This window comes from Acetobacter okinawensis, from assembly GCF_002153655.1.
GTDB lineage: Bacteria > Pseudomonadota > Alphaproteobacteria > Acetobacterales > Acetobacteraceae > Acetobacter > Acetobacter okinawensis_A.
The window spans coordinates 1-453 of sequence record NZ_JOPJ01000024.1; the positions used below are offsets into that span (position 1 = coordinate 1).

Annotated in this window: 1 protein-coding gene; it reads right to left on the reverse strand. The window is 58.9% G+C overall.

What is annotated here, in order from left to right:
* The coding region (locus HK26_RS13485; protein WP_180539494.1) for a hypothetical protein at positions 1 to 453 on the reverse strand (453 nt) is incomplete at both ends.

Consider the following 453-nt stretch of genomic DNA (forward strand, 5'->3'; position numbering starts at 1 on the left):
ATCCGTGTTCTGCTGGAACAGGGTTTTGGCCAGAGAGGCCGTGAACGTGTCCGAGCCCAGATTGCCAAGGCTCTGGAGCATGCTCACCACCCTCTGGAAGTCCTCCGCATAGCCTGTGCCCGAGCCTTCCCACTGTTTGGACAGCGTCAGGTAGGACTGGGCATCGGACTGCATGCGCGAGAGCGCATCGTAATCCCCGCCCATGGCCTTCTGATAATCCGAGGTCAGATTATCATTGGCCACCCCATACTGAGCCTGCACGGACAGGGGCGAGGCATCGGACGTAGCCAGCCCCTGCGCATAGGTGTTGAGGCTGGAAAACACGGATGTGACGGATTGCAGCGCCGAGCTGCTGTACTGCTCAAGCTGTGCGAGAGAATCCCCCGCATAGGTCTGCTGGATTTTCAGGCGTTCGGCCGCCAGTGTTTTTTCCAGATCAGTCAGTTGCTGCTG